A 1,726-nucleotide genomic window follows, 5' to 3' on the forward strand; every position below is an offset into this window, starting at 1 on the left:
GAGGGCTGGACCGCCGTGGTGCAGGACGTGGTGTTGGGGGAGGAGTTGGCCGCGTACGTCGGTCTCGTACGGACCCGGCCGCTGTACGTCGTCGTGCTCGCCCCCGAGCCGCGGGCCGTTGCCGAGCGGGAGGCCGGGCGCAGCAAGAGCGGTTACGGGGTCGGCTGGACGGTCGAGTCGCTGGACCGGGTGCTGCGGGAGGAGACGCCGCGGATCGGGCTCTGGCTGGACACGACCGGGCAGACTGTGGAGCAGACGGTCGACGCGGTGCTTGCGGGGCTGGGGCGGGCGCGAGTGGCAGGTGCGGTGGAGGCCGGTTGACGGGCCTGAAGGGGCGACGCGGCGGGCAAGGCGGATGCGGCGCACAAGCATCACGGCGGGAACGCGCAGGTCATCTCGGCCCCGGACGGCTGGCCGCTGTGGGTCTCCCCGGTCCGGCCGGGCCGCGAGCACGACACCACCTGCGCCCGCGCTCCCACCGGCAGGCGACGACGAGCTTACGACTCGAGATCAGCTACAACACGAAGACCTCCGAGTCTGCTGGGCGCGGTCGGGTAGCGGGGACGCATTGCTGCGTCCCCGCCCCCTCAGAACCGTGCTTGCGCCTTCCAGCGCACACGGCTCAAGCGGGCCTATGGCCGCTCAGTTCGGTGCCATTCTTCCGGTCACCGGCGTGCAACTGCCGGTGGCACAGAGTGTGTACGACTTCCAGATTATCGAGGTGGTCGCTTCCACCCCGGCTGCGGTATTGCAGATGGTGCACGTGAATTCCCCGGTATGAGGCCGTGAACCAGCGGGCCCAATCGTTGACGTCATCAGGGTCGTACCCCGCGCCTTCGATCAGGTCCTGCCCGCATCTGGAGCACAGTCCCTTCTGTCGGGCTGCTAGCAAAAGAATCCGTTTGGATTCCACTCCTGGCATCCGCTTTCGGGCTCGTTTTCTCCAGTAGCTGTCCAGTTCCGCGTCGTCCTGGGAGGAGTCTCCCTTGACCATCACGTGCCGGACGATTCCGGTCCAGGCGAACTTGGGCAAGTATCCGGCTTTGGAGCCGAAGACCCACCTGTCCTCTCGACTTTTGTCGAACTTCCCCCAATACCGCTCCCGGAGCCAGCGGGGCGTCTTCCGTCGATTGCAGTAGATCGCCCACCTTCTCAAGGCGTGGTGCGTGAAGTCGTCCAGCTTCCTGAAAGTTTCCTTCGAGACAACGTGCCGATAGTAGATGGACCATCCTCGAACAAGAGGTCCGAGGGCGCCAGCCAGGCGTTCGGCGGGTGCGCCCCGGTGTTGTCGAATGATGGTCCTTATCTTCTTCTTGACCCGTTGTACTGCATCCTTGCTCGGCTTGATGATCAGCTTCTGGTCGTAGCGCCTGACGTTGAATCCGAGGAAGTCAAATCCATCAGCGAGATGGACGACACGCGTCTTCTCCTCGTTGAAAGAAAGCCCTCTCGGCTGGAGCCAGACAGCCAACTTCGTTTGCAGATCATGCGCCTCCGACTCCGAGGCGCACAGCACCACGAAGTCATCGGCGTACAGAACAAGAGCGGGGGGAACATGCCTTGTCCCTCTGGCGGGAACATTTGCGTTAATCGCGCCCCCCATCCCGTGCAGGGCCACATTGAGCAACAGAGGACTGATCACGCCCCCAACGCAATGGGTAACTCAGGCATGAGTCACCCTCCGTAGCGTCTTGATCTTGGTGTTGGTCGTCGGTGGTGCGCTCAC

The 1,726-nt window shown here is 64.0% G+C and carries 1 protein-coding gene and 2 pseudogenes; 2 read left to right on the forward strand and 1 reads right to left on the reverse strand.

Annotated features, from left to right (window positions below; all coding sequences use genetic code 11):
* Both AB0N06_RS38795 and AB0N06_RS38800 read left to right on the forward strand, forming a co-directional pair.
* Positions 1–321: pseudogene (locus AB0N06_RS38795) on the forward strand (phosphotransferase); the annotation flags it as partial.
* Positions 322–369: 48 nt separating this feature from the next.
* A pseudogene (locus AB0N06_RS38800) lies at positions 370–471 on the forward strand (transposase family protein); the annotation flags it as partial.
* Between the two features lie 151 nt (positions 472–622).
* Here the strand turns inward: AB0N06_RS38800 and AB0N06_RS38805 are convergent.
* Complete coding sequence (locus AB0N06_RS38805; RefSeq protein ID WP_366139359.1) at positions 623–1,642, reverse strand: group II intron maturase-specific domain-containing protein; 1,020 nt, start codon at positions 1,640–1,642, stop codon at positions 623–625.
* Positions 1,643–1,726 lie beyond the last annotated feature (84 nt).

The organism is Streptomyces sp. NPDC051020 (assembly GCF_040683105.1).
Classification (GTDB): domain Bacteria; phylum Actinomycetota; class Actinomycetes; order Streptomycetales; family Streptomycetaceae; genus Streptomyces.